Source organism: Nocardia sp. Marseille-Q1738 (assembly GCF_965283145.1).
Genome location: NZ_CBDIMS010000001.1, coordinates 1,152,851 through 1,176,268, shown reverse-complemented (window position 1 = coordinate 1,176,268; position 23,418 = coordinate 1,152,851). Strand labels below are relative to the sequence as shown.

The following is a 23,418-nucleotide window of genomic DNA, read 5'->3' as shown; positions in this document are numbered from 1 at the left end:
TCGCTTATCCGGAGAGATGGAAGTTGCCGGAGGTGCCGTAGATGGCCAGCGAGATCAGCAGGGTCACCGTGACCACCGCGACCAGCGAGGCCCGCACCGCGTTGCCTACCGCGACACCGACGCCGACCGGTCCGCCCGCGGCGTTGTAGCCGTAGTAGGTGTGGATCATCATGACGGCCAAGGCCATGAAGATCGCCTGGGCGAACGACCAGAGGATGTCGCTCGGGATGAGAAAGGTCGAGAAGTAATGGTCGTAGACGCCCGCCGACTGCCCGTAGATCACCACCGTGGCGAACCGGCTGGCCAGGAACGAGGCGATCACCGCGAGCGCGTAGAGCGGGACGATGGCGATCATCCCGGCCAGCACGCGGGTGCCGACCAGGTACGGCACCGGCCGGATCGCCATCGACTCCAGCGCGTCGATCTCCTCGGCCACCCGCATCGCGCCCAATTGCGCGGTGGAACCGGCCCCGATGGTGGCGGCCAGGCCGATGCCGGAGATCACCGGCGCGGCGATGCGGACGTTGATGAACGCCGCGAAGAAGCCGGTGAGCGCCTCGACGCCGATGTTGCCCAATGAGCTGTAGCCCTGCACCGCGATGGTGCCGCCGGCGAACAGCGTGAGGAATCCGACGATCACCACCGTGCCGCCGATGACCGCCAAAGCTCCTGTGCCCATGCTGATCTCGGCGATCAGCCGGATCGTCTCGGTGCGGTAGTGCAGCAGCGCCCGCGGAAGGGAGCCCAGCGCCTGTGCGTAGAACACGGCATGCTTGCCGACCGAATCGAGCGAGTCCGATATCCGGCGTACCCGCCGAACGGTCCGGGGAAAGCGGGATTCGATTACGAAGGCCATCGCGTCACCGCACCGTGAACTTGATGCCGACGGCGGTGACCACCACGTTCACGACGAACAGGGCCATGAAAGCGAAGACTACGGTCTGATTCACCGCATCACCGACACTCTTGGGACCACCTCTGACATTCAGGCCCAGATAACAGGCGACCAGCCCCGCGATCAGCCCGAACAAACCGGCTTTCACCTCGGAAATGATCAGTTCGGGCAGATGGGTGAGCAGCGTGATCCCATTGACGAACGCGCCGGGGTTGACATCCTGCAGATATACCGAGAACAGAAACCCACCGACGATGCCGATCGTGCACACCAGGCTGTTGAGCATCAGCGCCACGAACATCGACGCGAGCACGCGCGGCACCACCAGTCGGTGCACCGGATTGATGCCCAATACCCGCATCGCGTCGATTTCCTCGCGAATGGTGCGCGCGCCCAGGTCGGCGCAGATCGCCGTCGCGCCCGCCCCCGCGACGATGAGCACGGTGACGATCGGGCCGACCTGCGTGACGGCGCCGAATGCCGCGCCTGCGCCACTGAGGTCGGCCGCGCCGATCTCGCGCAACAGAATGTTCAGCGTGAAGCTCACCAGAACGGTGAACGGAATGGCCACCAGCAATGTCGGCACGATCGAAACTCGCGCGATGAACCAGGACTGGTCGATGAACTCACGCCATTGAAAGGGTCGGCGCACACTGGAACGTGCGACATCGGCGGTGAGTTCGAAGAATCCACCGACGGCCCGCAACGGCACGGCAAGGACCTCGTTCATCCGCGATCCTCCTTGCTCAACCGACGTACACGGAGCACGGCGCGAATCTCCACCGTGGCCGCACCGCCGGAACGATTAGAACATGTTCACCGTGTTGCCGGAAGCATTTTTCACACTTTTGAAGTGCATTTTCTCGAAAGATCGGCATATTAATTTGACACCGGTTTCATCCGGGAATGATCCCACCTTTGTGAGGTGTGACATAACCCGTCCCTATGTCTACCAAGCGCCGATCGCCCGATCAACAGCTGGACAGTTGATCAGTAGCGCACTCGCGGCAAGCCGCCGCCGGTTACCCCAGCTCGATCAGCGCCGATGCCGAGAAGGTCCGCCCGGACGGGCGGTCGGCGAAGTAGTCCCCCAGCGTGTCGGCCAGGTCCCGAGCCGACCACTGCCCACCGGTCGCGTCGAACCGGCGTTCGACGACCGGCGCCGCCATGAGCGCCACCATCCCCCCGTAGACGACGAACAGCTGCCCATTGACCGCATCCGCGGCGGGCGAGGCGAGGTAGGCGACCAGCCGGGCCACGTGCTCGGGCGACAGCGGATCGACATCCCCCTCCGGCGCGGGACTGAACACCGCCTCGGTCATGGCGGTTCGCGCCCGCGGCGCGATCGCGTTGGCGCGCACGCCATAGCGGGACAGCGCCCGCGCGGCCGACAAGGTCAGGGCGGTGATGCCCGCCTTCGCGGCGCCGTAGTTGGCCTGCCCCTCCGGCCCGAGCAAGCCCGCCTCCGAGGAGGTGTTGACCAGCCTGCCGTAGACCGGGGCGCCCGCCCGCTTGGATTTGCCGCGCCAGTAGGCGGCGGCGTTGCGGGACAACAGGAAATGGCCGCGCAGGTGCACCGCGACCACCGCGTCGAAATCCTCGTCGGACATGTTGAACAGCATGCGGTCGCGGGTGATACCCGCGTTGTTGACGACGATGTCGACCGACCCGAAGGATTCCTCGGCGGTACGGATCAGCGCGTCGGCGGTGGCCCGCTCGGCGATGCTGCCCGCGACGAACTCCGCTTTGGCGCCGAGGCCGCGGATCTCGGCGAGCGTGTCCGCGACCGCGTCCGACTCCGCGAGATCGTTGACCACCACCGAGGCGCCCGCCCCGGCCAGCGCGAGCGCTTCGGCCCGCCCAAGTCCGGCGCCGCCGCCGGTCACGATCGCCACTCGGCCCGCAAGGCTCAGCTCATTGCTCACGCGGCCGACTCTAGAACGTGTTCCAACTTACGGCAAGGGTCGTTCACTGCAATCGCAGCGCAGCCTTGGGGCACTGCGCGACGGCGTCCTCGACGTCGGCGAGCCGATCGGCGGGCACCTCGGCATTCGCAATGTGCAGCACGTCCTCGTCATCGAGTTCGAACACGTCGGGGGCGATTCCGACGCAGATTCCATTCGCTTCGCATTGGTCCAGATCGACCGTGATCTTCATAGCGACTCCTTTACCACCGCTCCGGCCGAAGCCTAACAAGCCGATCAGCCTCGACGGGGCGTCATCGGGGGATTCCGTATCAATACTGGAACATGTTTCAGTCCATATGCAATGATCGGGAGAACCCGATCCAACGAAGGCTCGGTCCCACCCACCCCGCCGACTCCGCAAGCTCCGTCGGCTGACCATCCCCCAAGAGGTACTGCCATGCGCATTGCGTACACGCCGCAACAGGAGCAGCTGCGCGCGGAGCTGCGCGACTACTTCGCGCGGCTCATCACCCCGGAGCGCAGGGAGGCGCTCAGCGCGCAGACCGGTGAGTACGGGCAGGGCAACGTCTATCGCGAGGTCGTCCAGCAGATGGGCCACGACGGGTGGCTGGCGCTGGGCTGGCCCACAGAGTACGGCGGCCAGGACCGCCCGACCATGGACCAGCTGATCTTCACCGACGAGGCCGCGATCGCGGGCGCGCCGGTGCCGTTCCTGACCATCAACTCGGTCGCGCCGACGATCATGCACTACGGCAGCGAGGAGCAGAAGAAGTTCTTCTTGCCCAAGATCGCGGCCGGGGAACTGCACTTCTCCATCGGTTACTCCGAGCCGGGCGCGGGCACCGACCTGGCCAGTTTGCGCACCACCGCGGTGCGCGACGGCGACGAGTACGTGATCAACGGCCAGAAGATGTGGACCAGCCTGATCGCCTACGCCGACTACGTCTGGCTGGCCGTGCGCACCGATCCGACGGCCAAGAAGCACAAGGGCATCAGCATGCTCATCGTGCCGACCACCGCCGAGGGCTTCTCCTGGACCCCGGTGCACACCATGGCGGGCCCGGACACCAGCGCGACGTACTACCAGGACGTCCGGGTGCCCACGAGCGCTCTGGTCGGTCAGGAGAACGGTGGCTGGGCGCTGATCACCAACCAGCTCAACCACGAACGCGTGGCGCTCACTTCCGCGGGGCCACTGGCGCTGGCGCTGCGCCAGACCGTGGAGTGGGCGAGCAATACCAAGGCCAGCGACGGCTCCCGGGTGATCGACCGGGAGTGGGTGCAGCTCAACCTGGCCAAGGTGCACGCCAAGGTCGACTACCTGAAGCTGCTGAACTGGGAGATCGCCAGTCGGGCCGACGCGGGCGGTGACGCGGCGCCGCAGCCGTGGGATGCCTCGGCCTGCAAGGTGTACGGCACCGAGCTGGCGACCGAGGCCTACCGGCTGCTCATGGAGGTGCTCGGTCCGCAGGCGTACCTGCGCCAGGACTCCCCCGGCGCCGAACTGCGCGGACGGCTGGAGCGGATGCACCGCGCCGCGCTCATCCTGACCTTCGGCGGCGGCACCAACGAGGTGCAGCGCGACATCATCGCCATGACCGCCCTCAAGCAGCCTGCCGCGGCGCGCTGATCGAAAGCGAGTAGACCACCATGGATTTCACTCCCACCGAAGCCCAACTGGATCTCGCCCGGCTCACCGGCGAGGTGTGCGGCAAGCTGGTCACCGCCGACCGGTTGCGCGAACTCGATACCGCGGACGAGCGATTCGACCAGCCGCTGTGGAGTTCGCTCGCCGAGACCGGCGTGCTCGCGGCGGCCCTGCCCGAGTCGGTCGGCGGCAGCGACCTGGGCTCGCTCGAGCAGACCGCCATCCTGCGCGAGCTGGGCAAGCACGTCGCGGCCGTGCCATATCTCTGGTCGGTCGTCCTCGGCGCGGGCGCGCTGGCCCGCTTCGGTGGTGCGGCGCAACAGGATCTGGCCACCCAGGCCGGCGCGGGCCGGATCATCCTCACCGTGGCTCTGGCCGAGGAGCGCAACTGGGAACCCACCGCGCCGACCACCACCGCGGTCGAAACCGGCGAAGGGTGGCGGCTGACCGGCGCCAAAACCACCGTGCCCTACGCGAACCGCGCCGAGCGCATCCTGGTGCCAGCCACGGTATCCGGCGCCACCGCGATCTTCCTGGTCGATCCAGCGGCGGCCACGGTGACGGCGCAGCAGGTCGTCGATCGCAGCCCCGAATTCGCGGTCGAACTCACTGATACCCCAGGTGAATTGGTCGGCACCGGCACGGGCGGCGCGGAGATCCTCGACTGGATTCTCACCCGCGCCTGGCTCGGACTGAGCGCCCTGCAGCTGGGCACCCTGGAACGAGCGCTCGAGCTGGTCGCCGAATACGCCAGGGAGCGAGAGCAGTTCGGCAAGGCGGTGGGCAGTTTCCAAGCCGTCGCCCAGCGGCTCGCCGACGCGTACATCGACGTCCAAGGCCTGCGCCTGGCGACGACCCAGGCCGCGTGGCTGCTGTCGGAGGACCTGCCCGCCGCGGAGGCGGTGCACACCGCCAAGTTCTGGGCCGCCGACGCGGGCCACCGCGTCGCGCACACCGTCATCCACGTACACGGCGGCGTCGGCATCGACCGCGACCACATCGTGCACAACTACTTCACCGCCGCCAAACACAACGAGTTCGCCCTCGGCACGGGCACCGACCACCTGCGCGCGCTCGGCGCGCTGCTGGCCGGGACCCCGGCCTAGCGGGACACCACCGAGTCGGCCCGCCATGGCGGGCCGACTGGCGGGTTCGCCGGACTGTGCGCGCAGGTCGTATTACGTTTACTGCGAATCCCACACGACGGAGGCTGCGATGCTGCTGAACAGCAAAGGACAGGTGACAATCCCTGCCCACCTCCGCGCAAAGCACAATCTGCACGAGGGCGACGCCATCGAGATCATCGAAGTCGATGGCACGTTGCGGATCGTGCGGGCCGAAGGCTCCTCGACCCGAGGCCAACGCATCACCCGACGACTGCGGGGCGCGGCGAACAGCAGGGACATCGAAGGCATGACCACCGACCAGATCATGGCCCTTCTTCGGGGCGCGTAGCCCGACCCCATTCTCGCCGCTGATTCATCAGCCCTCGAACTTCGCCAGGTGTTCGGCAATCGACGGTATGTCGAGCGCACCCTGGCATACATCCAGCACGAACTGCTCGGCATCATCGACGTCGAAGTGTGCGTCCAGCTTATGACCGTTCATCTGCAGGAAGACCCAGCTCGCGTACCAAGCCAATCGTTTGTTGCCGTCGACCAAGCCGTGGTTTCGCGCAATCGATTCCATCAGGGCAGCAGCCTTTTGCCACACATCCGGGTAGGCGTCCTGTCCGAAAACGCTGGACTGTGGTCGAGCAAGAGCCGAGTCGAGAAGGCCGTAGTCACGAACCGCCGGAGTGCCCAACCGCTCAGCGAGATTCAGGAGCTCCGGCAGCGTCAGATACTCCATCAGGCAAGCCTCCGGTTCAGCTCCTCACTGACTCGCAAGACGTGATCAGCAGCCTCGTTGAACAGTCTGGCGTGCTCGTTTATCGCCCTGATGACCGCGTCGTGGACGAACTGCTGCATGCTTCTGCCCTCCGCCTCCGCTCGATCGCGCAGGGCACTCAGCTCCTCCTCGGAAAACCGTATGTTCAGACCAGCCACTACCCCATGGTATCGCGTGGTACCACACAACACCATCGGATTCAGTCGGCCGGAGTCGACACCAAGTAGCGCTGGAGAGTAGGCGCGACATCCGCGATGATCTGCTCGCGGGTCAGCGCGACGACCGGCGGCAGGCGCAGCACGTAGCGGCACAGCGCGAGACCGAGCATCTGCGTAACGATGAGACCGCCCCGGCGCGGAGCGTCGGCGGGATCGCCGAAGCGTAGGACGGCGGGCAGCACCTGCTGGGCGAAGATCGCGCGGAAGCGTTCGCCGACCGCGTCGTCGGTGATGGACGAGCGGAGCAAGGTCAGCAGCACCTCCTGGTTCGGCTGTTCCTCCCAGATCGCGAAGAATCGGCGCACCAGCAATTCACCCAGGGCGTCCGGCTCGGCGGAGCCCAGGTCCGGCAGATCGAGGTCGATGTCGACCGCGGCCGCGAACAGGCCGTCTTTGCTGCCGAAATACCGCATGACCATGGACGGGTCGATGGCGGCGTCGGCGGCGATGGCGCGGATGGTCGCTTTGCGGAAGCCCTCGGCGGCGAAGCGGGCGCGGGCGGCCGCGAGGATCGCCGCCCGGGTTGCGTCCGACCGGCGGGCGGGAGGGTGATCAGGTTCGGCAGTCATGCCAACAATGTAGGCCAACAGCTGTTGACTTTGTCCACCGCGCGTGGCTACAGTTATGCCAACAAGCGTTGGCCTACAAACGTTGACCTGAGGAGTTCCGATGAACACCACCCCGAACGCGCTGCCCGCCACCACCTCCGTCGTGGTCGTCGGCGCCGGACCGGCCGGGCTGACCGCCGCCATCACGCTGGCCGACGCCGGGGTGGATTTCGTGCTGCTGGACCGGCTCGCCGAAGGAGCGAACACCTCCCGCGCCGCCGTCGTGCACGCCAGGACACTGGAGGTGCTCGAGCAGCTCGGCATCGCCGACGAACTGGCCGCGACGGGTATCGTCGTGCCGCGCTTCACGGTTCGCGACGGCAAGCGCACCCTTGCCACGATCCTGTTCGGCGGTCTTCCGACGCGCTACCCGTACACCTTGATGACCCCACAGGACATCACCGAAGCGGTTCTGCTGAACCGGCTGCGCCAGGCGGGCGGCGACGTGCACCGTCCCTACCAGGTCAGCAAAGTGATCGGTGAAGCCGACGGGGTGACGATCGAGTACGCCGACGCCACAGGAGTTCCGGGCAGCATCCGCGCCGACTACGTCATCGGGGCAGACGGCATGCACAGCGTGGTCCGCGAGCAGGCGGGCATCGGCTTCACCGGCGCGATGTACCCGGAATCCTTCGTGCTCGCCGACGTGCGGATGGATTGGCCCGTCGCACGCGACGAAGTAGTTCTGCACCTTTCACCCGAGGGTGTCACCGTGGTCGCGCCGTTGCCGGACCAGGACGAACCGAACCGCTACCGCGTGGTCGCCACCCTGGAAACGGCGCCCGAGCACCCGACCCCCGAGGACATCCAGTCCGTCCTGGACTCCCGCGGTCCCGGTGGCGAGGTGAAAGTTCGCGAGGTGCTGTGGAGCTCGCGGTTCCGCGTGCACCACCGGGTCGCCGACCACTACCGCGACGGCCGCATCCTCCTCGCGGGCGACGCCGCCCACGTGCACAGCCCGGCGGGCGGCCAAGGAATGAACACCGGCATCCAGGACGCCGCCGCCCTCGGCCCGCTGCTGGCCCGAGTACTCGCGGGTGAGCCGGACACGCTGTTGGACGACTACGAAGCCAGCCGCCGCCCCGTCGCACTCGGCGTCGTCTCGTTCACCGACCGGATGACCAAAATGGCGACCTTGCGCGCCCGCCCTGCCCGTGCCCTGCGCAACCTGGCCCTCGCCACCCTCACCCGCATCCCCGCCTTCCGCCGCCGCCTCGCGTTCCGACTGGCCGAGCTCGCCAACCGCTGAACTCGCAGGGCGACAGAATCCGACCGGGCGGGCCCCGAAGTGCGGCCCGCCCGGTCGTGGATTCCTACTTGGTGCCCGCGTCGGCGTGGTCGTCCGCGGGACGGACCTGGGTTTGCTCCTTGGCCCAGCGGTAGTCGGGCTTGCCCGCCGGAGAGCGCTTGATTTCGTCGACGAACCACAGGCTGCGGGGCAGTTTGTACGGGGCGATTTCTTGGGTGAGCATCGGGCGCAGTTCCTCGAGCGTCGGCCGGTTCTCGCCGCGACATTGCACGACCGCGACGACCCGCTGGCCCCAGCGTTCGTCCTCGATGCCGACCACGAGCGCGTCGAAGATCTCCGGGTGCGTCTTGAGCGCGCCCTCGACCTCCTCGGGATAGATCTTCTCGCCGCCGCTGTTGATGCTGACCGAACCGCGGCCGAGCATCGTGACCGTGCCGTCTTCCTCGACCCTGGCGAAATCGCCGGGGATGGCGTAGCGAATGCCGTTGAACTCCTTGAACGTCGCCGCGGTCTTCGCTTCGTCCTTGTAGTAGCCCAGCGGGATGTGCCCGCGCCGCGCCAGGATGCCGACCTTCCCGGAGCCGGGCTCTACCGGATTGCCCTCCTCGTCGAGCACCTCGGTGGAGGCGTCGATCTTCACCCGGGGGCCTCCGGTGTGCGTCGCGCCCTTGGCCACGATGGAGATACCGCCGAAACCGGTCTCCGAGGAGCCGATCGAATCGGAGATCATCCGGTTGGGCAACAGCTCGAGGAACTGGTCCTTGATCGCGGGCGAGAACAGCGCCGCGCTGCTGGCCATCACATACAGGCTCGAAAGATCATAGGGCTGCCCGGTTTCCGGGTTGCCCTCGATCAGCGCGTCCAGCATCGGACGTGCCATCGCGTCGCCGGTGATGAAGATCAGGTTGATCTTGTGCTTGTCGATCGCCCGCCACACCCCGTGCCCGGAGAACTCCGGGATCATCACAGCCTTGCCCCCGCCGAACAGGCTGTGGAACGTCGCCCACTGCGCGCCGCCGTGGATCATCGGCGGAATCGGCCACCGCACCATGGGCGGGCTGCCAGCGCCGACCTTGGCCAATTCCCATTCATCCTGGACGTACTCGCCGGTGACGAAGTTGATGCCCGCGCCGAGCACGCGCCACACGTCCTCCTGGCGCCACATCACGCCTTTGGGCATGCCGGTGGTACCGCCGGTGTAGAGCATGTACAGGTCGTCCGGGGAGCGCTCGCCGAAGTCGCGCACACCCGAGGACTGCGCGAGCACCGCCTCGTATTCCGCCGAATCCGCTGCGGTGGGAATCGTCCCGGTCGTATCGTCGTCCACGACGACGACGGTGCGCAGCTTCGGGGTGTTCGGACGAACCGCCGCGACCTTGTCGCTGTAGCGACGCTCGTGGATCAGCGCGACCATGTCCGAGTTGTCGAAGATGTATTGCAACTCGTTCTCGACATATCGGAAGTTCACGTTGATCATCACGGCGCGCGCTTTGAAGATCGCGACCATGGCCTCGACGGCCTCGATCGTGTTCCGTGAGTAGATGCCCACCTTGTCGCCCGGCTGGACTCCCTGTTCTTGCAGGTAGTGAGCGAGTTTGTTGGCCCGCTCCTCCAACTGGGCGTAGGTGACCTCGCGGCCGTCGTCGACCAGCGCGACGCGGTCGGGCATCAGGTCGATGGCGTGTTCGACAAGGTCCGCTATGTTGTAGCTCACAACCTTAAAAATAGAACGTGTTACTGTTTCTGACAAGGCTCGAAGTCAGGAGAATCAGCAATGCCGCACTGCCTCGTCGAGAAGCGCGACCAGGTCCTCATCGTCACCATGAACCGGCCCGAGGCGCGCAACGCGCTGTCCGGCGAGATGATGGCGATCATGCGTGACGCCTGGGACCAGGTGGACAACGATCCGGATATCCGGGTGGCGATCCTGACCGGCGCCGGCGGCGCGTTCTGCGCGGGCGCCGATCTCAAAGGCATGACCTCCGCGCACCCCGGAGACACCATCGAGGGCGGCGGCTGGAATCCGGCCAAACTCGAGGCACTGCTGAAGGGCCGCAGGCTCACCAAACCGCTGATCGCGGCGGTCGAGGGCCCGGCCATCGCGGGCGGCACCGAGATCCTGCAGGGCACCGACATCCGAGTGGCCGGGGAGAGCGCGAAATTCGGTGTGTCCGAAGCGCGTTGGGGCCTGTTCCCGCTGGGCGGCTCGGCGGTGCGGCTGGTCCGCCAGATCCCCTACACCGTCGCCGCGGACATCCTGCTCACCGGTCGGCACATCACGGCGGCCGAAGCCAAGGAGATCGGCCTGATCGGGCACGTGGTGCCGGACGGAACGGCGCTGGACAAGGCACTCGAACTCGCCGGGCAGATCGCCGCCAACGGCCCCCTCGCGGTGCAGGCCATCCTGCGCACCATCCGGGAGACCGAGGCCATGCCGGAGGAGGACGCGTTCCAAATCGACGCCGAGCTCGGCATGGCGGTATTCCGCTCGGCCGACGCCAAAGAAGGCCCGAAGGCGTTCGCGGAGAAGCGCAAGCCCACGTTCACCGGCAACTAAAGCACAACGCCCTCCGATGCGCGTGCGCACCGGCCAGTGCGCACGCGCATCGGAGGGCGACCCCTCGCCGGACTCAGTTGCTGCCCGGGTAGTCCATCCAGAACGGCTCCCACTGGTGGCCGTCGGGGTCGATGAACGTGCGGCCGTGCATGCCGACCTGCGCCTCCTGCGCCCGCTTGTCCTCGTTCACCTCTTCGGTCGCCCCCGCGGCGAGCGCGGCGGCGGTGAGGTTGTCGACCTCCGCGGCGCTGCCGAGCGACAGCGCGTACGCGGCATTGATCGCCGCCTTCGTGTCGGCCAGCGGCCGCTTGCTGAAGGTGGTGAAGAAATCCTTGGTGAGCAGCATCAGGCAGATGTTGTCGTCGACCACGATGCAGGCGGCGTTGTCGTCGGTGAACTCCTGGTTGACCTTCCAGCCCAGCGCCTCGTAGAAGGTCTTCGACCGGTTCAGGTCGTCGACGGGGAGATTGATGAAGATCATCTTGCTGCTCATGGGCCTCGTCCTTTCGAGCACATCCGTTCGTGTCACTGGATATGACGGGCCATCCCAGCCAAACTCATCGCCACGGCAAAGGTGACACGTCCCACAAACCGAGCAGGTTTAATGATCTTGATCGGCGCGGGCTCTCGAGCTCGAGGCCTGTTCTGTGTCGGTGGCCTGTGGCAGGGTGGCACCCATGAACGACTCGCCCGGCTCCTCCGCGGGCCTCGCTCCCGACGTGCTCGCCTCGTTCGAGACCCATCGCAGAGAGCTGTGCGCGTACGCCTACCGCATGCTCGGCTCCTCCTTCGAAGCGGAGGACGCGGTGCAGGAGACCTTCACCCGCGCGTGGAAGTCCTACGCCTCGTTCGAGGGTCGCGCCAGCCTCCGGTCCTGGCTGTACAAGATCACCACCAACGTCTGCCTCGACATGCTCGACGGCCCGCAGCGCAGGGCTCGGCCCATGGATCTGTCCGGCCCGTCGCGGCCGGATTCGCCCCTCCCGGCGCCCCAGCCGGATTACGTCTGGATCGAGCCGATCCCCAACGCGCTCGCCTTCGGCGCCGATCCAGCCGAGCACGCCAGCGCCAAGGACACCCTGCGCCTGGCCTTCGTCGCCGCCTGCCAGCACCTGCCCGCCACCCAGCGCGCCATCCTGATCATGCGCGAGGTACTGCGGTTCTCCGCCAGCGAGACCGCAGAGGCGCTCACCATGTCACCCGCGTCGGTGAACAGTGCCCTGCAGCGGGCGCGGGCGACCATGTCCAAGGTCCAGCCGACGACCACCGACACCTACGACGAGACCGACGAGGACCAGCGCAGACTGGTGGACAACTTCGTCAAGGCGTTCGAGGCCTACGACATGGACACGCTCACCTCCCTGCTGAAAGAGGATGTGGCGCTGTCGATGCCGCCGATCGAGCTGTGGATCTCCGGCCCGGAGAACGTGGCCGCGTTCATGCTGAGTACCGGAAGCGCCTGCCGCGACTCGCGACTGGTCCGATTGGAGGGCGCCAACGGCCTGCCCGCCTTCGGCCACTACAAGCCGGGCGCCGAGCCCGGCGTGTGGGTGCCGTGGTCGATCACAGTGCTGGAACTCGACGACGACACCATCGCCGGGCTCAACTTCTTCCTCGACACCGAAAAGCTCTTCCCACTGTTCGGCCTTGCCCCGGAACTCCACGAGCCAGTCAGCTGACCAGCGCGCTGGTCCGAGAACAGTGAAATGGCGGCCCGGATATCGAGTCCGAGCCGCCATTTCACTACCGGATCCACAACCCGACCGCGATTCCCACCCAAACCTCGCTAAACGCAACCACATCCGTCAACGCTGTAGTTGCGTTGTCCAACTGGAGCATCGAGCGGAGTCAAATGGCGGCTCAAGGGGGTGGGCCAGCCACCATATGACTACCCCCGATCCACGAAAGCTCCCTCAGTTCGGATTTCTGAACGCAACCACAGCCAGTTGACCACGCTGGAAGCCGAGGGGTTCCGACCAACTGCGGGAGGTAAGCCGGGTACGGCACCCGACGCGCCCAGCACCGCCAGCGGAAAGCAATGGTAGGTAGGGCATTACTCGAAGCCTCCGGCAGAGATATCTCTGGCCTGCCCCCATAGTCGAGCACGCCCTCCATGGGTGTACCGGAGCAGTGCTGGGCACGCTGGGTGCCGTACCCGGCTTACCTCCCGCCGTCGATCACGCACTCCCAGCCCGGTCAACCGGCTGTGGTCGCGTTGTCGCTAGAGCATCGAGGGGAGTCAAATGGCGGTTGTCGCGGTGCTGCGAGCCGCCATATGACTACTCCCGATCTCTCACCGGGGCCGCGCTACTGCGCCGGGATGTAGCGGTCGCGGAGTTTGCGCTTGTAGAGCTTGCCGTTGGGGTCGCGCGGCAGTTCGGGCAGATAGTCGATCGACTTGGGCATCTTGTACTTCGCCAATTGCGTTGCGGCGAAGGCGAGCAGCTTGGCGGTGAGCTCGTCGTCGCCCTCGGACCCCTCGGCGGGCTGCACGACCGCCTTGACTTCCTGACCCCAATCCGGGTGCGGGATACCGAAGACCGCCACGTCGGCGACCTTCGGGTGGGTGATCAGGACGTTCTCGACCTCGGCGGGATAGATGTTCACGCCGCCGGACAGGATCAGGTCCGAGCGCCGGTCGTGCAGGTAGAGGTAGCCGTCCTCGTCGAGATGACCGATGTCGCCGACGGTGAACAGATCGCCGACGCGCGAGTCCTCGGTCTTGGCCTTGTCGTGGTGGTACTCGAAACTCGAAGCGCCCATGCGCATGTAGACCAGGCCGGGCTCGCCGACCGGGACCTCGGAGCCGTCTTCTTCGCTGAGCACCTTGATCACCGACCACGGCCACGCCTTGCCCACCGACCCCGGCTTGCGCAACCATTCGGCGCCGTTGATCACCGTCCCGCCGCCCTCGGTGGCCGCGTAGTACTCGGTGACCGTCGGTCCCCACCACTCGAGCATCTGCCGCTTGGTCTCCTGCGGGCAGGGCGCGGCGCCGTGCACCATGCTGCGCAGCGAGGAGACGTCGTACTTGGCGCGCACCTCCTCTGGCAGCGCGAGCAGCCGGTGGAACTGGGTGGGCACCATGTGGCTGTGCGTCACCCGGTACTTGTCGATCAGCCGCAGCATTTCCTCCGCGTCCCAGCGGTCCATCAGAACGAGCTTGTGGCCCAACTGGATCGAGATGGTCGCGAAGTTCAGCACCGCCGTGTGATACAGCGGCGAGCCGCAGATGTGCACGTGATCGTCGTAGGGGGCGAGGCCGAAGAGGCCGAAGAACGCGGTGGTGTGCGGGGGAACGACGTCCGGGTCGGCGCCGGTGAGCGGGCGCCGGACTCCCTTGGGCCGTCCTGTGGTTCCCGATGTGTAGAGCATCGGCGCGCCCGTGCTGCGCTCGGACGGACGCCCGGTATCCGCGGCGCCGAGCCAGGCCACCGACTTGAAACCCTCGATCTCGCCCACCGCGAACCGGGCCGTCGCGGGCAATCCCGCCTCGTCGGCCGCGGCCTTCGCGGCGGCGGCGAAACGCTCGCTGGCGATGAACGCCTTCGCCTCGCTGTCGCCCAGGATGTAGGCCACCTCCGGGCCGGTGAGATGCCAGTTCACCGCGACGATGTACAACCCGGACTGGTAGGCCGCGAAGTAGGCGGCGACCGCCTCCACACAGTTGTGCACCATGCTGACCAGCACGTCACCGGTATCGAGGCCGAGCCCACGCAGGCCGGTGGCGTAACGATTGGCGAGCGTTGCCAATTCGCGATAAGTCACCTCCCGGCCCGACGGATCGACCATCGCGATCCGATCGGGTTCGGCTTCGGCGATGTTCCACAGACCGAGAATTTTCACTGACTCCTGCACGGGAGAATGGTGAGGAGGCGGAGCCGACGGGGCGGGTGAGGCAGTCACCCCATTGAATTTAGAACGTGTTCTACTATTCGACAAGGGGTGCCAACCGACGCAATTGCGCGATATCGGGAACCGACACCAGCATCATCGTGACGCCGGCGGCTTCCCACACCTTCAGCCGTTCACGGACGTGGTCCTCATCGCCGATGATCGCGGTGTCCAGAATCAGCTCGTCCGGCACCGCCGCCGCGGCCTCGGCCTTCTTGCCCGCCTGGAACAGCTGTCCGATCTCGTCGACCTCGCGGTCATAGCCCATCCGCCGGTACACCTGGGCGTGGAAGTTCAGCTCCGGCGCGCCCATGCCGCCGATGTAGAGCGCCATGATCCAGCGCATCCGCTCCAGCTCGCCGGCTGGATCGTCGGTGATCACCACCTGGCAACTCGCGGCGATCTCGAAATCGTCCCTGCCGCGCCGCGCACCCGCCCGGGCGAAGCCCTCGTCGAGCCACTCGTTGTACATCCCGGCCAGCCGGGGCGCGTAGTAGATGGCCAGCCAGCCGTCGGCGATCTCGGCGGTGAGGGCGACGTTCTTCGGTCCCTCCGCGCCCAGCCAGATCGGCAAATCCGCACGTAGCGGATGCACGATCGGCTTGAGCGGCTTGCCGAGCCCGAGCGAACCCGGCCCGGTGTAGGGCAGCGGGTAGTGCGGGCCGTCGTTGGTGACCGGCGCCTCGCGGGCCAGCACCTTGCGCACGATGTCGACGTACTCCCTGGTGCGCTGCAACGGCTTGGCGAACGGCTGGCCGTACCAGCCCTCCACCACCTGCGGCCCGGAAACGCCGAGGCCGAGAATCGCGCGGCCGCCGCTGAGGTGATCCAGCGTGAGGGCGTGCATGGCGGTAGCGGCGGGAGTTCGCGCCGACATCTGCACCACAGAGGTCCCGAGGCGCACCCGTCGCGTCGAAGAGCCCCACCAGGTGAGCGGACCGAAGGCGTCCGACCCCCAGGACTCGGCGGCGAACACGGCGTCGAACCCGGCTTCCTCGGCCGCCACCACCAGCTCCCCCGCGTTCGCGGGCGGCTGAGCCATCCAGTACCCGAGTTGCAATCCGAACTTCACGCCGGACCCCTTTCCGATCGACCGCGTTTCCATCGGCGGCGTCAGCGGACCCTTCCTCATACCGCCGCTTGCCACCAGAGTTAGAACCTGTTCTACTCGATATCGTGACTCAGGGGAATACTGCATCCACGGCAATCGCGGGTCGGAGTGGCACGGGATTGGACACCATGCCCGACGTACTCAGCGCGCCCCTGCGGATGCGTTTCGATTACACCCGCTCCGTCGGAACCACCATCGGGACGTTTTTGACCAATCTGCGCGACCACAAGATCGTCGGCGTGCGGGGTTCCGACGGCCGGGTGATCGTGCCGCCGCCGGAATACGACCCGATTACCGCCGAACCGCTGACCGAATTCGTCGACGTCGCCGATACCGGCACCGTCGAATCGTGGACCTGGGTACGCGACCCGCTGCCCGGCCAGCCTTTCGACCGCCCGTTCGCCTGGGCGTTGATCCGGCTCGACGGCGCGGACACCGCGTTGCTGCACGCGGTCGACGTCGCCGCGCCGGAGGACATGCACACCGGCCTGCGGGTGACCGCTCGGTGGGCGGCACAGACCGAGGGCAGCATTCGCGACATCGTGTGCTTCGAGCCCGGCGAGAAGTCCGGCGCACCTGCCGAATCCGCCCCAGCGGCCGAGCCGGTCACCGTGATCACCACCCCGGTCGACCTGTCCTACAAGCACACCGCCTCCCCGCAGGAGACCGTCTACCTGCGCGGACTCGCCGAGGGCCGGCTGATCGGCGCGCGCAGCGACGCCACGGGCAAGGTGTACTTCCCGCCGCGCGGCGCGAACCCGACCGACGGCAGGCCGACCAACGACTTCATCGAGCTGCCCGACCGCGGGACGGTCACCACCTTCTGCATCGTCAATGTGCCGTTCCTCGGGCAGCGGATCAAGCCGCCGTACGTCGCGGCGTATGTGCTGCTGGACGGCGCGGACATCCCGGTGCTGCACCTGGTGCTCGGATGCGACGCCAGTGAAGTGCGCATGGGCATGCGGGTGGAGGCGGTGTGGAAGCCACGCGAGGAGTGGGGCTACGGCCTGGAGAACGTGGACCACTTCCGTCCCACCGGCGAGCCGGACGCCGACTACGAGACCTACTCCCATCACCTCTGAGAGAGGCGCACGTTGACTGACAACGCCACCGACATCGCGGTCGTGGGTTTCGCCCACGCACCGCACGTGCCGGAGACCTTCGGCACCACCAACGGCGTCGAGATGCTGGTGCCCTGCTTCCAGCAGCTCTACGACCGGCTCGGCATCACCAAGTCCGATATCGATTTCTGGTGCTCGGGATCCTCCGATTACCTTGCCGGCCGCGCGTTTTCGTTCATCTCGGCGGTCGACGCGATCGGCGCGGTGCCGCCGATCAACGAATCCCACGTGGAGATGGACGCCGCGTGGGCGCTGTACGAGGCGTGGGTGAAACTGCGCTCGGGGCAGGCGAAGACCGCGCTGGTGTACGGCTTCGGCAAGTCCTCCGCGGGCACGCTGCGCCAGGTGCTCACCATGCAGCTGGACCCGTACCTGGTCGCGCCACTGTGGCCGGACGCGGTGTCCATTGCCGGGTTGCAGGCGCGCGCCGGGCTCGATGCGGGCCGCTGGACCGAGCGCGACATGGCGGCCGTGGCCGCGGGCGAATCCGGTGACGTCGACAGCCTGCTGGACAACCCGTACGTCGCCGATCCGCTGCGCGCGCACGATGTCGCGCCGATCACCGACGGCGCCGCCGCGGTCGTGCTGGCGGTCGGTGATCGCGCCCGCGAACTGTGCGAGCGTCCCGCCTGGATCACCGGCATGGCGCACCGGGTGGACACCCCGGTCCTCGGTGCACGCGACCTCACCGTCTCCCCGTCGACGTCGGCCGCTGCCCAGGCCGTCACCGGCGGCGACACCAGCGGTTTCGACGTCGCGGAACTGCACGCGCCGTTCAGTCATCAGCAGTTGATCCTCACCGAGGCCATCGGCCTGCGCAACGGCACCGTGATCAACCCGTCCGGCGGCGCCCTCGCGGCCAACCCGATGTTCGCCGCGGGCCTGGAGCGCATCGGCTTCGCGGCCGAGGCGATCATGGCGGGCTCGGCGAATCGGGCCCTTGCCCACGCCACCAGCGGCCCCGCCCTCCAGCAGAACCTTGTGACCGTCTTGGAATCGGAGACGACCCGATGACCCTCCCCGCCGCGGTGCTCGGCACCGGACAAACCCATCACGTGACGAAACGCACCGATGTGTCGATGGCGGGCATGTGCCGCGAGGCCATCGACCGCGCCCTCGCCGACGCCGGGCTGACCATCGCCGATATCGACGCGGTCGTGGTCGGCAAGGCACCCGACCTGTTCGAGGGCGTCATGATGCCCGAGCTGTATATGGCGGACGCCTTGGGCGCCACCGGGAAACCGCTGCTGCGCGTGCACACCGCCGGGTCGGTCGGCGGATCCACCGGCATCGTCGCGGCCAACCTGGTGCAGGCGGGCGTGCACAAGCGCGTGCTCGCGGTGGCATGGGAGAAGCAGTCGGAGTCGAACGCCATGTGGGCGTTGTCGATTCCGGTGCCGTTCACCATGCCCGTGGGCGCGGGTGCGGGCGGGTACTTCGCACCGCACGTGCGCTCCTACATCCGGCGCTCCAACGCGCCGGGCCACATCGGCGCGATGGTCGCGGTGAAGGATCGCCGCAACGGCGCCAAGAACCCGCTCGCCCATCTGAAGCAGCCCGACATCACGCTGGAATCGGTGCTCGCCTCGCAGATGCTCTGGGACCCGATCCGCTTCGACGAGACCTGCCCCTCCTCCGACGGCGCGTGCGCGATCGTGCTCGGCGATGCCGACGCTGCCGCCGCCGTCGAGGCAACCGGCAGGAAGGTCGGCTGGGTGCACGCCACCGCGATGCGCACCGAGCCGACCACCTACGCCGGACGAGACCAGGTCAATCCCCAGGCCGGACGGGACGCGGCCGCGGCGCTGTGGGAGACGGCAGGGATCACCAACCCGCTCGAGGAGATCGACGTGGCCGAGATCTACGTGCCGTTCTCCTGGTTCGAGCCGATGTGGCTGGAAAACCTCGGCTTCGTGCCCCCGGGCGACGGCTGGAAGCTCACCGACAAAGGTGAGACCGAAATCGGCGGCACCCTGCCGGTCAACCCGTCCGGCGGCGTGCTGTCCTCCAACCCGATCGGTGCGTCCGGGCTCATCCGGTTCGCCGAGGCGGCCAAGCAGGTCATGGGACGGGCCGGTGACTATCAGGTCGAGGGTGCGCGCAAGGCGCTCGGCCATGCGTACGGCGGCGGGTCGCAGTACTTCTCGATGTGGGTGGTCGGATCGGAGCCCCGGTGACTGCCCTGAAGTTCACCCTCGGCATCGCGCTGAGTCCACTGGACCAGCTGCCCGAGCTTGCGAAAACAGCCGAGGAATGCGGCTTTTCGTCGATCGCGCTGCCGGACTCGCTGTTCTACATGAAGTCGGCGGCGGCGAAATACCCGTACACACCCGATGGCAGCAGGTTCTGGGGACCGGACACACCGTGGGTCGACCCGCTCATCGGCGCGACCGCCATGGCCGCCGTGACCAGCCGCATCCGCTTCTACACGAACGTGCTGAAGCTGGGTTCGCGCAACCCGCTGCTGCTGGCCAGGCAGGTCGGCTCAGTGGCCAACCTGTCCGGCAACCGCTTCGGCTTCGGCGTCGGGATCGGTTGGGCGCCGGAGGAATTCGAGTGGTGCGGGGTGCCGTTCGCGCGCCGCGGCGCCCGGGTGGACGAGATGATCGAGGTCATCAAGCTGGTCCTGGGCGGAGGGATGGTCGAGTATCACGGCGAGTTCTTCGACTTCGATCCGTTGCAGATGAGTCCCGCGCCGAGCGAACCGGTGCCCTTCTATATCGGCGGGCACACCGACGCGGCGCTGCGGCGCGCCGCCCGGGTGGGCGACGGCTGGACCTCGGCCATGATGACCTACGACGAGCTGCGGCGCACGATCGGAAGGCTCGGCGCGCTGCGCGCCGAGTTCGGCAGGACCGGCGAACCGTTCGAGATCCAGGCGGTGTGCGTCGCCCGCTTCGGCCGGTCCGGATATCAGGACCTCGCCGACGCGGGCGTCACGGACGCGATCGTGGTGCCATGGCTGGCCGACGGCATCGGCTTCGACGGCGAGCTGGCCGCCAAGCAGGACTCACTGCGCAAGTTCGCCCAGCAGAACATCGCCGAACCCATCGTGGTCGCGCAGCGCGGAAAGGATACGCCATGACCGAGGAGCACCCAGCGAGGGCGGCGGGCCTCGCCTCGCAGGCCGCGGTTCGAGCGCGGGACAAGCAGGCATGGGTCGCCCTGTTCGCCGAGGACGGCATCGTGGAAGACCCGATCGGCCCGTCCGGGTTCGACCCGGAGGGCAAGGGACACCGCGGCAAGGACGCCATCGCCGCGTTCTGGGACAAGGCGATCGCCAAGACCGACCTGATCGAGTTCCGGTTCGGCGACTCGTTCGCCTGCGGCAATGAAGTCGCCTTCACCGGCACCATCCGCAGCACGATCGGCGGTCACCGGATCGATGCCGACGGCGTCTTCACCTACCGGGTGAACGACGACGGCAAGATCGCGGCCCTGCGCGCGTTCTGGGAGGTCGACCGCGCCATGGCAACCGCGCGACCGGTCGACTGAACGCGCTCCAGACGAAAAGGGGCCCTCGCACCACGCGGTGCGAGGGCCCCTTTTTCGATCTCAGTGCGCGACCGGGCAAGTCTTGTAGTCGACCGGGAGTTCCTTGATCCCATTGAGCCAGCCCGAGCGCAGCCGCTTCGCGCCGGCGACCTTGGTGATATCGGGCAGGTGATCGGCGATGGCATTGAAGATCAGGTCGATCTCCAGCCGGGCCAGGTTCGCCCCGATGCAGAAGTGCGCGCCAGTGCCGCCGAAGGCCAGGTGCGGGTTGTCCTTGCGCATGATGTCGAACTTCTCCGGGTGATCGAAGACGTCCTCGTCGAAGTTGGCCGAGCGGTACAGCATGACGACGCGCTGGCCCTTCTTGATCCGCACGCCGCCCAGTTCGGTGTCCTCCAGCGCGGTCCGCTGGAACGAAGTGACCGGGGTGGCCCAGCGGATGATCTCGTCGGCGGCCGTGGCGGGCCGCTCCTTCTTGAACAGCTCCCACTGGTCCGGGTTCTCCAGGAACGCCATCATGCCGTGCGAGATGGCGTTGCGGGTGGTCTCGTTGCCCGCCACCGCGAGCATGATCACGAAGAAGCCGAACTCCTCCTCGGTGAGCTTGTCACCGTCGATGTCGGCCTCGATCAGCGTGGTCACGATGTCGTCGGCCGGGCACTGCTTGCGGGAGGCCGCCATCTGGTAGGCATAACCCAGGATCTCGGCGGAGGCCGCGACCGGGTCGGCGGTGCTCTCCGGGTCGTCGTAGCCGGTCATGTCGTTGGACCAGGTGAAGACCTTCATCCGGTCCTCCTGCGGAACGCCGATCAGCTCGGCGATGGCCTGCAGCGGCAGTTCGCACGCGACCTGGGTGACGAAATCGCCGGAGCCCGCCTCGGCCGCCGCCTGCACGATCGACTCGGCGCGGGCCGACAGCTCGGCGCGCAGACCATTGATGGCGCGCGGCGTGAACCCGCGCGAGATGATCTTGCGCAGTTTGGTGTGCTCGGGCGCGTCCATGTTCAACAGGACGATGCGTTGCAGCTCGATCTGCTCGCGGGAGATGTCGTCGTTGAACCGCGGGATGGCGGTGTTCTCGTAACTGGAGAACACATCGCTGCGCCGCGAGACCTCCTTGACGTCGGCGTGCTTGCTGACCACCCAGAAGCCGTCGTCGTGGAAGCCGCTGACGTCGGGCGACTGGGGATTCCACCAGATCGGCGCGGTCCGGCGCAGTTCGGCGAACTCCTCGACCGGAACACGCTCGGCGTAGATGTCCGGGTCCGTGACGTCGAACCCGTCCGGGAGATTCGGCCGGGCATTCCGAGTGTCTACCACCAGATGTCTCCTTCGACAAACTGAAACACGTTCTATAATCATTGAAGCACAGGCGCGAGAACGAGGAAAGAAACCGGACAGATCCGCCCCTGGCAAGTGCTATGAACGCGTTTCAGTTTTCTGTCCCAAAGGAAAGGTTGGACATGGGCACACCCGTGATCGTCGAGGCCGCACGCACCCCGATCGGCAAGCGCGGCGGCTGGCTGTCGGGCCTGCACGCGGCCGAACTGCTCGGCCTGGCCCAACACGGACTGCTCGAGCGAGCCCATCTGGACCCCGCGCAGGTCGAGCAGGTCATCGGCGGATGCGTCACCCAGGCGGGCGAGCAGTCCAACAACGTCACCAGGGTCGCCTGGCTGCACGCAGGCCTGCCGTGGCAGGTCGGCGCCACCACCATCGACACGCAGTGCGGATCGGCCCAGCAGGCCAACCACCTGATCGCCGGGTTGATCGCCGCCGACGCGATCGAGGTGGGTATGGCCTGCGGCGTGGAGGCGATGAGCCGGGTTCCGTTGGGCGCCAACGTCGGCGAGCACGCCGGACCGCGCAGGCCCGCGTCGTGGAGCATCGACCTGCCCAATCAGTTCGAGGCCGCGGAGCGAATCGCCAAGCGGCGCGGCATCACTCGCGCCGACGTGGACCAGTTCGGGGCGCGCTCACAGCGCCTGGCGGCGCAGGCATGGGCCGAAGGGCGATTCGACCGCGAGGTGCTCACCGTCACCGCTCCCGCGGTCGACAAGGAAGGCAACCCGACCGGCGAAAAGCTCGATGTGACACGGGATCAGGGCCTGCGCGAGACCACCGTCGAGGGCCTGGCCGTGTTGAAGCCCGTACTGGAGGGCGGCGTGCACACCGCTGGATCGTCCTCGCAGATCTCCGACGGCGCCGCCGCGGTACTGCTGATGGACGAAAAGGCCGCCCGCCGAGCTGGTTTGCGCCCGCGCGCGCGGATCGTCACCCAGGCGGTGGTCGGGGCCGAGCCCGAATTCCACCTCGACGGCCCGGTACAGGCGTGCAGCCGGTTACTGGAACGGTCCGGCATGAATATCGGCGACATCGACCTTTTCGAGATCAACGAGGCGTTCGCGTCGGTGGCACTTTCGTGGGCGTCGGTCCATCAACCGGACATGGATCGGGTTAATGTCAACGGCGGCGCCATCGCGCTCGGACATCCCGTCGGCTCCACCGGATCACGTCTTCTCACAACGGCTTTGCACGAACTGGAGCGCAGCGACCGCAGCACGGCGATGGTTCTCATGTGCGCCGGTGGCGCACTCGCGACAGGCACGATCATCGAACGTTTGTGAAGTTTCAACTATTTCGGCCCCTAGGTTGAACGTTCATCCCCTAGGGGCCGAAACGTGTCGTACGCCACACAAACCCCCATACCGCCCGGTCGATGAGACGTCAGCTATCTTGCGGCTATCAAGACCCCCCGTCGCGAGACCGCAACGACGGGCCAGAACCGGGTCGTACCCGGGGTT

At 67.1% G+C, this 23,418-nt stretch carries 24 protein-coding genes; 12 read left to right on the top strand and 12 right to left on the bottom strand.

The window, feature by feature from the left end:
- Positions 1–4: 4 nt before the first annotated feature.
- From ACWPXK_RS05395 to ACWPXK_RS05380, 4 genes are all read right to left on the bottom strand, one after another.
- Positions 5–856 (bottom strand): MlaE family ABC transporter permease, encoded by an 852-nt coding sequence (locus ACWPXK_RS05395; protein WP_454194864.1) that lies wholly within the window; start codon positions 854–856, stop codon positions 5–7.
- A 4-nt stretch (positions 857–860) separates the two neighbouring features.
- Complete coding sequence (locus ACWPXK_RS05390) at positions 861–1,625, bottom strand: MlaE family ABC transporter permease (protein WP_454194863.1); 765 nt, start codon at positions 1,623–1,625, stop codon at positions 861–863.
- A 292-nt stretch (positions 1,626–1,917) separates the two neighbouring features.
- On the bottom strand, positions 1,918–2,820 hold the full coding sequence (locus ACWPXK_RS05385) for a 3-oxoacyl-ACP reductase (protein WP_454194862.1): 903 nt from the start codon (positions 2,818–2,820) through the stop codon (positions 1,918–1,920).
- A gap of 43 nt (positions 2,821–2,863) precedes the next feature.
- Positions 2,864–3,052, bottom strand: coding sequence for a ferredoxin (locus tag ACWPXK_RS05380; protein WP_454194861.1), 189 nt, complete (start codon positions 3,050–3,052; stop codon positions 2,864–2,866).
- Between the two features lie 207 nt (positions 3,053–3,259).
- Between ACWPXK_RS05380 and ACWPXK_RS05375 the strand changes: the two genes are divergently transcribed.
- From ACWPXK_RS05375 to ACWPXK_RS05365, 3 genes are all read left to right on the top strand, one after another.
- Positions 3,260–4,453, top strand: coding sequence for an acyl-CoA dehydrogenase family protein (locus ACWPXK_RS05375; RefSeq protein WP_454194860.1), 1,194 nt, complete (start codon positions 3,260–3,262; stop codon positions 4,451–4,453).
- A gap of 20 nt (positions 4,454–4,473) precedes the next feature.
- Positions 4,474–5,577: an acyl-CoA dehydrogenase family protein gene (locus ACWPXK_RS05370; RefSeq protein ID WP_454194859.1), complete on the top strand. Its 1,104-nt coding sequence runs from the start codon at positions 4,474–4,476 to the stop codon at positions 5,575–5,577.
- 109 nt (positions 5,578–5,686) lie between these two features.
- Positions 5,687–5,926 carry an AbrB/MazE/SpoVT family DNA-binding domain-containing protein gene (locus tag ACWPXK_RS05365; RefSeq protein WP_454194858.1) on the top strand — a complete coding sequence of 80 codons (240 nt, stop codon included), beginning with the start codon at positions 5,687–5,689 and terminating at the stop codon, positions 5,924–5,926.
- A gap of 27 nt (positions 5,927–5,953) precedes the next feature.
- On the opposite strand, the gene ACWPXK_RS05360 is transcribed toward ACWPXK_RS05365, so the two are convergent.
- The 3 genes from ACWPXK_RS05360 to ACWPXK_RS05350 are packed head-to-tail and all read right to left on the bottom strand — an operon-like array spanning position 5,954 to position 7,148.
- Positions 5,954–6,325 carry a type II toxin-antitoxin system death-on-curing family toxin gene (locus ACWPXK_RS05360; protein ID WP_454195459.1) on the bottom strand — a complete coding sequence of 124 codons (372 nt, stop codon included), beginning with the start codon at positions 6,323–6,325 and terminating at the stop codon, positions 5,954–5,956.
- Positions 6,322–6,519 carry an antitoxin Phd gene (locus tag ACWPXK_RS05355; protein WP_454194857.1) on the bottom strand — a complete coding sequence of 66 codons (198 nt, stop codon included), beginning with the start codon at positions 6,517–6,519 and terminating at the stop codon, positions 6,322–6,324. The genes ACWPXK_RS05360 and ACWPXK_RS05355 overlap by 4 nt, the downstream gene beginning before the upstream one ends.
- A 41-nt stretch (positions 6,520–6,560) precedes the next feature.
- Positions 6,561–7,148, bottom strand: a complete 588-nt coding sequence (locus tag ACWPXK_RS05350) for a TetR/AcrR family transcriptional regulator (RefSeq protein WP_454194856.1) — start codon at positions 7,146–7,148, stop codon at positions 6,561–6,563.
- 100 nt (positions 7,149–7,248) lie between these two features.
- Here ACWPXK_RS05350 and ACWPXK_RS05345 point away from each other — a divergent pair, with 100 nt between their 5' ends.
- Complete coding sequence (locus ACWPXK_RS05345) at positions 7,249–8,436, top strand: FAD-dependent monooxygenase (RefSeq protein WP_454194855.1); 1,188 nt, start codon at positions 7,249–7,251, stop codon at positions 8,434–8,436.
- Positions 8,437–8,500: 64 nt separating this feature from the next.
- Here the strand turns inward: ACWPXK_RS05345 and ACWPXK_RS05340 are convergent, their stop codons facing one another.
- On the bottom strand, positions 8,501–10,150 hold the full coding sequence (locus ACWPXK_RS05340) for an acyl-CoA synthetase (RefSeq protein ID WP_454195458.1): 1,650 nt from the start codon (positions 10,148–10,150) through the stop codon (positions 8,501–8,503).
- A 60-nt stretch (positions 10,151–10,210) separates the two neighbouring features.
- Here ACWPXK_RS05340 and ACWPXK_RS05335 point away from each other — a divergent pair, with 60 nt between their 5' ends.
- Positions 10,211–10,993 (top strand): crotonase/enoyl-CoA hydratase family protein, encoded by a 783-nt coding sequence (locus ACWPXK_RS05335; protein ID WP_454194854.1) that lies wholly within the window; start codon positions 10,211–10,213, stop codon positions 10,991–10,993.
- A gap of 73 nt (positions 10,994–11,066) precedes the next feature.
- On the opposite strand, the gene ACWPXK_RS05330 is transcribed toward ACWPXK_RS05335, so the two are convergent.
- Positions 11,067–11,486 (bottom strand): VOC family protein, encoded by a 420-nt coding sequence (locus tag ACWPXK_RS05330; RefSeq protein ID WP_454194853.1) that lies wholly within the window; start codon positions 11,484–11,486, stop codon positions 11,067–11,069.
- Positions 11,487–11,670: 184 nt separating this feature from the next.
- Here ACWPXK_RS05330 and ACWPXK_RS05325 point away from each other — a divergent pair, with 184 nt between their 5' ends.
- Positions 11,671–12,672 carry a sigma-70 family RNA polymerase sigma factor gene (locus ACWPXK_RS05325; protein WP_454194852.1) on the top strand — a complete coding sequence of 334 codons (1,002 nt, stop codon included), beginning with the start codon at positions 11,671–11,673 and terminating at the stop codon, positions 12,670–12,672.
- A 628-nt stretch (positions 12,673–13,300) separates the two neighbouring features.
- Here the strand turns inward: ACWPXK_RS05325 and ACWPXK_RS05320 are convergent.
- Together ACWPXK_RS05320 and ACWPXK_RS05315 are read right to left on the bottom strand one after the other, a co-directional pair.
- Positions 13,301–14,851 (bottom strand): acyl-CoA synthetase, encoded by a 1,551-nt coding sequence (locus ACWPXK_RS05320; RefSeq protein WP_454194851.1) that lies wholly within the window; start codon positions 14,849–14,851, stop codon positions 13,301–13,303.
- Between the two features lie 73 nt (positions 14,852–14,924).
- Entirely contained in the window at positions 14,925–15,959 is a 1,035-nt protein-coding gene (locus ACWPXK_RS05315; protein WP_454194850.1) for an LLM class F420-dependent oxidoreductase, read from the bottom strand.
- Positions 15,960–16,126: 167 nt separating this feature from the next.
- Here ACWPXK_RS05315 and ACWPXK_RS05310 point away from each other — a divergent pair, with 167 nt between their 5' ends.
- From ACWPXK_RS05310 to ACWPXK_RS05290, 5 genes are read left to right on the top strand one after another with little or no spacing between them, the layout of a single operon-like run.
- The gene (locus tag ACWPXK_RS05310; protein ID WP_454194849.1) at positions 16,127–17,080 is read left to right on the top strand and encodes a Zn-ribbon domain-containing OB-fold protein; all 954 of its coding nucleotides are present in this window, start codon (positions 16,127–16,129) and stop codon (positions 17,078–17,080) included.
- Positions 17,081–17,092: 12 nt separating this feature from the next.
- Positions 17,093–18,133, top strand: a complete 1,041-nt coding sequence (locus ACWPXK_RS05305; RefSeq protein ID WP_454194848.1) for a thiolase domain-containing protein — start codon at positions 17,093–17,095, stop codon at positions 18,131–18,133.
- Positions 18,130–19,296 carry a thiolase domain-containing protein gene (locus tag ACWPXK_RS05300; RefSeq protein WP_454194847.1) on the top strand — a complete coding sequence of 389 codons (1,167 nt, stop codon included), beginning with the start codon at positions 18,130–18,132 and terminating at the stop codon, positions 19,294–19,296. The genes ACWPXK_RS05305 and ACWPXK_RS05300 overlap by 4 nt, the downstream gene beginning before the upstream one ends.
- A gap of 5 nt (positions 19,297–19,301) precedes the next feature.
- Positions 19,302–20,204 (top strand): TIGR03619 family F420-dependent LLM class oxidoreductase, encoded by a 903-nt coding sequence (locus ACWPXK_RS05295; RefSeq protein ID WP_454195457.1) that lies wholly within the window; start codon positions 19,302–19,304, stop codon positions 20,202–20,204.
- Positions 20,201–20,614 (top strand): nuclear transport factor 2 family protein, encoded by a 414-nt coding sequence (locus ACWPXK_RS05290; protein WP_454194846.1) that lies wholly within the window; start codon positions 20,201–20,203, stop codon positions 20,612–20,614. Before ACWPXK_RS05295 ends, ACWPXK_RS05290 begins: the two co-directional genes overlap by 4 nt.
- 60 nt (positions 20,615–20,674) lie before the next feature.
- Here ACWPXK_RS05290 and ACWPXK_RS05285 read toward each other — a convergent pair whose 3' ends face one another.
- Complete coding sequence (locus tag ACWPXK_RS05285; protein WP_454194845.1) at positions 20,675–21,976, bottom strand: cytochrome P450; 1,302 nt, start codon at positions 21,974–21,976, stop codon at positions 20,675–20,677.
- A gap of 101 nt (positions 21,977–22,077) precedes the next feature.
- On the opposite strand from ACWPXK_RS05285, the gene ACWPXK_RS05280 reads away from it, so the two are divergent.
- Complete coding sequence (locus tag ACWPXK_RS05280) at positions 22,078–23,241, top strand: steroid 3-ketoacyl-CoA thiolase (RefSeq protein WP_454194844.1); 1,164 nt, start codon at positions 22,078–22,080, stop codon at positions 23,239–23,241.
- The last annotated feature ends 177 nt before the right edge of the window (positions 23,242–23,418 follow it).

Coding starts and splice junctions, on each gene's coding strand:
- ACWPXK_RS05285 (WP_454194845.1), bottom strand. CDS start 21,976: ATGATTATAGAACGTGTTTCAGTTTGTCGAAGGAGACATCTGGTGGTA.
- ACWPXK_RS05280 (WP_454194844.1), top strand. CDS start 22,078: ATGGGCACACCCGTGATCGTCGAGGCCGCACGCACCCCGATCGGCAAG.
- ACWPXK_RS05330 (WP_454194853.1), bottom strand. CDS start 11,486: ATGAGCAGCAAGATGATCTTCATCAATCTCCCCGTCGACGACCTGAAC.
- ACWPXK_RS05370 (WP_454194859.1), top strand. CDS start 4,474: ATGGATTTCACTCCCACCGAAGCCCAACTGGATCTCGCCCGGCTCACC.
- ACWPXK_RS05365 (WP_454194858.1), top strand. CDS start 5,687: ATGCTGCTGAACAGCAAAGGACAGGTGACAATCCCTGCCCACCTCCGC.
- ACWPXK_RS05335 (WP_454194854.1), top strand. CDS start 10,211: ATGCCGCACTGCCTCGTCGAGAAGCGCGACCAGGTCCTCATCGTCACC.
- ACWPXK_RS05345 (WP_454194855.1), top strand. CDS start 7,249: ATGAACACCACCCCGAACGCGCTGCCCGCCACCACCTCCGTCGTGGTC.
- ACWPXK_RS05290 (WP_454194846.1), top strand. CDS start 20,201: ATGACCGAGGAGCACCCAGCGAGGGCGGCGGGCCTCGCCTCGCAGGCC.
- ACWPXK_RS05395 (WP_454194864.1), bottom strand. CDS start 856: ATGGCCTTCGTAATCGAATCCCGCTTTCCCCGGACCGTTCGGCGGGTA.
- ACWPXK_RS05325 (WP_454194852.1), top strand. CDS start 11,671: ATGAACGACTCGCCCGGCTCCTCCGCGGGCCTCGCTCCCGACGTGCTC.
- ACWPXK_RS05350 (WP_454194856.1), bottom strand. CDS start 7,148: ATGACTGCCGAACCTGATCACCCTCCCGCCCGCCGGTCGGACGCAACC.
- ACWPXK_RS05300 (WP_454194847.1), top strand. CDS start 18,130: ATGACCCTCCCCGCCGCGGTGCTCGGCACCGGACAAACCCATCACGTG.
- ACWPXK_RS05375 (WP_454194860.1), top strand. CDS start 3,260: ATGCGCATTGCGTACACGCCGCAACAGGAGCAGCTGCGCGCGGAGCTG.
- ACWPXK_RS05390 (WP_454194863.1), bottom strand. CDS start 1,625: ATGAACGAGGTCCTTGCCGTGCCGTTGCGGGCCGTCGGTGGATTCTTC.
- ACWPXK_RS05310 (WP_454194849.1), top strand. CDS start 16,127: ATGCCCGACGTACTCAGCGCGCCCCTGCGGATGCGTTTCGATTACACC.
- ACWPXK_RS05380 (WP_454194861.1), bottom strand. CDS start 3,052: ATGAAGATCACGGTCGATCTGGACCAATGCGAAGCGAATGGAATCTGC.